Annotated in this window: 5 protein-coding genes and 1 tRNA gene; 2 read left to right on the forward strand and 4 right to left on the reverse strand. The window is 38.9% G+C overall.

What is annotated here, in order from left to right; translation table 11 throughout:
- The coding region (locus AC4GME_RS17380) for a tyrosine-type recombinase/integrase (protein ID WP_490379894.1) at window positions 1-537 on the forward strand (537 nt) is incomplete at its 5' end.
- Between the two features lie 28 nt (window positions 538-565).
- On the opposite strand, the gene AC4GME_RS17385 is transcribed toward AC4GME_RS17380, so the two are convergent.
- The 4 genes from AC4GME_RS17385 to AC4GME_RS17400 all read right to left on the reverse strand — a co-directional run bounded on the left by AC4GME_RS17385 (window position 566) and on the right by AC4GME_RS17400 (window position 3,686).
- Window positions 566-1,807 carry an integrase domain-containing protein gene (locus AC4GME_RS17385; RefSeq protein ID WP_490379895.1) on the reverse strand — a complete coding sequence of 414 codons (1,242 nt, stop codon included), beginning with the start codon at window positions 1,805-1,807 and terminating at the stop codon, window positions 566-568.
- 173 nt (window positions 1,808-1,980) lie between these two features.
- A tRNA-Val gene (locus AC4GME_RS17390) sits at window positions 1,981-2,056 on the reverse strand.
- Window positions 2,057-2,218: 162 nt separating this feature from the next.
- Complete coding sequence (locus tag AC4GME_RS17395; RefSeq protein ID WP_490379896.1) at window positions 2,219-2,680, reverse strand: hypothetical protein; 462 nt, start codon at window positions 2,678-2,680, stop codon at window positions 2,219-2,221.
- A 211-nt stretch (window positions 2,681-2,891) separates the two neighbouring features.
- On the reverse strand, window positions 2,892-3,686 hold the full coding sequence (locus AC4GME_RS17400; protein WP_490379898.1) for an EAL domain-containing protein: 795 nt from the start codon (window positions 3,684-3,686) through the stop codon (window positions 2,892-2,894).
- Window positions 3,687-4,142: 456 nt separating this feature from the next.
- Between AC4GME_RS17400 and AC4GME_RS17405 the strand changes: the two genes are divergently transcribed.
- Window positions 4,143-4,659 (forward strand): toprim domain-containing protein (locus AC4GME_RS17405; protein ID WP_490379897.1); only part of this gene is annotated, 517 nt, incomplete at its 3' end.

The raw sequence follows: 4,659 nt of genomic DNA on the forward strand, positions 1-4,659 counted from the left end.
GGCAATGGGCTTTACTTGTTTGTTAAGCCAACAGGAACAAAATCTTGGAAATATAACTACTTTCACCCATTCACTAAAAAAAGAACAAACCTTGGGCTAGGTATTTACCCTAAAGTTTCTCTTGCGCAAGCAAGGGCCGTAAGAGATGAGTTTAACTTGCAGCTCGCTAACAATATTGACCCTAAAAAATATAGAGATGATAAGAAAACGGATGAAAGTGAAGTAAATAAATATCTATTTGAAAACGTAGTTGACGAATGGCTTAAAGTTAAATCGAGAGAGAGCAAGCCGTTAGGGGGAAAAACGATAAAGAATTCATTAGAGAATTTCATTTTACCGTTTGTGGCAACTTGCTCAGTTAAGGACATAAGTCTTAAGTTGGTTATGGAAGTATTAGAACCGATCAAGAAAAATGGTGATATGCAAGTGCTACTTAGAAACCATCTTTATTTTCATGAAATAATGGAGCATGCAAAACGGAAAGGGCTATTGGATCATAACCCTTTAGATAAGCTAAATATTAACATTACGACATAGCTGTACTGATTATCATTCGTAGCGGTCGTTAGTTCGCTATTTTAAGTGTTTTTAATCCTGTAATCGAATTTGAGCCTCTAGAAGCTTCATCTATATGGTCACTCCACCAGCTCATTACCGTTTTACGTCGTTCAAGGTAATCAGTGCGATTGTAAGCACTTCTTACTTTATCTTTGTCTACGTGTGAAAGAGCTGCTTCAATTACGTCTACATCAAACCCTTGTTCGTTTAAGGTGGTACTTGCTAGTGCACGTAACCCATGCGAGGTTTGACGTCCTTTAAAGCCCATTCGTTGTAGCGCTTTATTCGCTGTCTCTTTGTTAATGTGTTTTTTATTTGTTTTGTCTGCAGGGAAGATATATTCACAGTCGCCAGTAATTGAATCAATGGTCTCTAACAGTGCTAATGTCTGCGCTGTTAGGGGCACAGTATGCGCTCTTCCTTTTTTCATACGGTCCGCGGGAATATTCCAAAGCTGTTTTTCTTTCTCTATCTCATCCCAGCGTGCACCTGCAGTCTCAGAAGGGCGCGTCATGGTGTGTAATTGCCATTCTATTAAACAGCGTGTAATTAGTTTGATACTTGCATAGTTAAGCGCATTCATTAACTCTGGCAGCTCTTCAGGCTTTAAAGAAGCTTGGTTAGTTACTTTAGCTGTAGCAAACGCTTTACCTATACCTGCAAGTTTGTTGTGCTCGATAATTCCTGTATTAACTGCAAATGTCATTATTTCATTAAAATTACGGCAAAGCCTGCCAACAGTTTCAAGTTTACCTTGGTTAGCAACTGGCTGGAGGATTTGGATAGCTTGTGGTGCGGTGATTTCACTTAGAGGAAATTTACCAAGGTGAGTTAACAAGTATTTATCTAAGCGTTGTTTTAATTTTTTCGCTGTGAGCTCTTTAATACTGGTTTGTTTAACGGCAAACCAATCTTCAAATACAGCTTGCAGGGTATTGGTTAATTCCACTTGTTGAGCTATTAATGTGTTATCTCTGTGCTCTTTTGGATCTATGCCATCAGCAAGCAGTTCTCTGGCTTCAATCGCTTTAGTTCTAGCTTTAGCTAAAGATACCGAGGGATATTTACCTAAAGCTAAATGCGCTCTTTTCCTACTGACAGGGCGATAATAAGAAAAGCGCCACAACTTTGAACCTAAAGGCGTAACTTTTAAAGATAAGCCATCACCATCACCTAGATTATAATCTCTGTCTTTTGGTTTAGCTTGAAGTACCTGCGTAGCCGTTAAAGGCTTAACTTTTATTGCCATGAAGTAATCTTTTAAAACCCGTTATTGAAATGATTACTTCAAAGCTTACTTCAGAACGTAGATTTTACAAGACGTCAATAGATGCTAATAGACTAAGAGATCTCTTAAAGTGTTGTTTTTAGGTCTTTTGAAAAGGTTTTATGGATGTTAATAGACGTTACAGGACAAGAAAATGGTGCTCGCTACTGGACTCGAACCAGTGACCTACGCCATGTCATGGCGGCACTCTACCAACTGAGTTAAGCGAGCGTTATTTTCTTTGCTGTTGAAAGCGAAGTGATTTTGCGTTATCGCTTCGAAACTGTCAACCCTTCTTTTAACGTTCTGGTTTGTTTGATGTTTTTTTGTGCGTATCAAAACAAAAATTGTTAACTTAAGCGGTATTGAGTGCGCTTGGTTAATATTTAGTGTTTAAATTTCATCTTCTGCGGCTTCTGTTTCTTTCTCCTGTTTGCTGCTGTCTAACAGTTCTTCCAGTGCTTTGTTACTTTCTTCCCACACTTCATTACTTTTCTCTTTTACATCATCCCAAACGTCACCACTGGCTTCTTTGCTGTCATCCCAAATCTCTTTAGAGCCTTCTTTGCTGGTATCCCATAACTCAGTAGAGGTTTCTTTGCCTTCTTGCCAAATATCTTTGCTGCTTTCTTTGCTTGCATCCCAAATTTCTTTACCCGCTTTTTTGCTTTGTTGCCAGGCTTGGTCGGTTGACTCTTTCGCTTCATCCCAGTTATTTTTATTGTCATCTGCACTGCTATCACTTGCTGTTTGTTTTTTTTCTTGTGCAGGCTGATGCTCGACTTTGGCTTCGTTGCACGCAAAAATTGAGAACAGTAATGTGCCAATTAATAAAATCCGAGTTTGTTTTTTCATCTGCTATTCTCCAGAAGCAAGGCGACATTTAAGAATATTAAATCTATCGATCCGCAGCTTATTAGTCAAAGCTATTTGTTGTGATTATAGTCCCTTTACTGGTTACTGGCATGAAGGGCTGTGGCGTTAAACAGCATCACTGTTTTTTGTTTGCATATTGAAACGGCAAATTAATTTGCCGCTTCAATATTGATAAATAATAAAGGAGCAATCAGATTGCAATTTTTGGAAACTTCAATCTGTTTATATCATTAACAAAAATATTGTCCTGATAGAATTCAGCTGTGGCTTGCGAAAATAGATAGCCTTGCACAAAGTCTGCGCCGGAGCTTACCGCAATATCAAACTGGTCAGGGGTTTCTATCCCTTCAAATACCAGTTCGGTTCCTCTTTTTTTCGCAAAACTGGCGATAACCTCAATAAAATCCATCGTATAACTGCTCACTAAAGAACGCTGGAAGAGGTTCATATCCAGTTTGATGATATCCGGCTCTATCTCGAGTAAACGATCTATTTGTGAGAAACCGGCACCGAAATCATCGATTGCCACCTTCATTCCCATTTCCCGATAATAACCAACAAAATGCTGGATCAGCTCTTTGTTACCATCGTATTCGGTTAATTCAATAACAATACGACTCGGATCTATGCCGCAATCTCTGAGCATGCTTAATGTGGGCACTTTATGGTTTTTCTGTTTTAAGTTACGCGCATGCTTGCTAAACCAGGCTGGAGAAATATTAATCGTTAATTGTGCATCACCCGTATAATCTCTATATTTTTTAAATGCTTTGTTTCTGACCTGATTATCTAACTCGATACTTTTATCGATTGATAAAACAGGCGATGAAAAAATTGCGCCTGCTGAAATATAATGTCCGTCAATATTCTTTTTCCTGGCAAGCACTTCGTTATAGGCGATCAGTCCATTTTTGACATTAATTATCGGCTGAAAAAACGGCTCTAGTTCAATGTTCATAAAGCTTTCCTGTCTGTTTTTTGCTATTTATAGCAATATTTAGTTATCTGTAAAAATTACAATCTGCTAATTGCTTTATGCAATGCCCTGTAAACACTTCCGAGGCGCTTAATTTGCCGGTATCTCTGCTTTTATTATTTTTTGTTAGTTGCCGGCAATATTCGTTAACCATTGTATAAAGCAAGTGTGAATAAAATATTAAAACACTTACAAAAATTGCAACAATTAAGCCAGTTCTTAATGTATTGAAAATAAAGGTAATTTTATTTCAGATGGGTTATTAACTAGAAATAATTGATCATCATGGTGCGCATAGACAAGCTGACGCTATATTTTAGTGCGTAGCTAATTGAAAATTATTATCAAAAAGAAAGTGTTATGCATTGATTTAGTAAAGCTGTCGACCCTGACTATTGAGACTAATCGCTTGAAATAGTAAATACAATGCACTACTGTATGGAAAAACAGTTTAAGTGGTGTCTAATGAAACTTTATATTGCTGAAAAACCCAGCCTTGCGCGTGCAATTGCCGATGCGCTGCCGAAACCTCATCGCAAAGCGGATGGTTGTATTCATCTGGGTAATGGCGATGTGGTCAGTTGGTGTATCGGACATCTGTTAACTCAGGTTGATCCTGAAGCTTACGATCCTCAATATAAAAAGTGGAAATTTGAACATCTGCCGATTATTCCGCAAAACTGGAAACTGAAATCGACCCCGCGTACCAGCAAACAGCTTACTATTTTAAAAAAGCTGATTAAGCAGGCGGATCAGTTAGTGCATGTCGGCGATCCGGATCGCGAAGGGCAGCTGCTGGTGGATGAGGTGATCCACTTTAGCGGCATTAAGGGTGATAAGTTAAAACAGACGCAACGCTGCCTGGTCAGTGATTTAACCACCAATGCGGTAAAGCGCTCGCTGCAGCAGTTACGCTCTAATCAGGAGTTTGTGGCGTTATCAACCTCTGCGCTGGCGAGAACGCGTGCTGACTGGTTGTATG

This window comes from Psychromonas sp. (assembly GCF_983033635.1).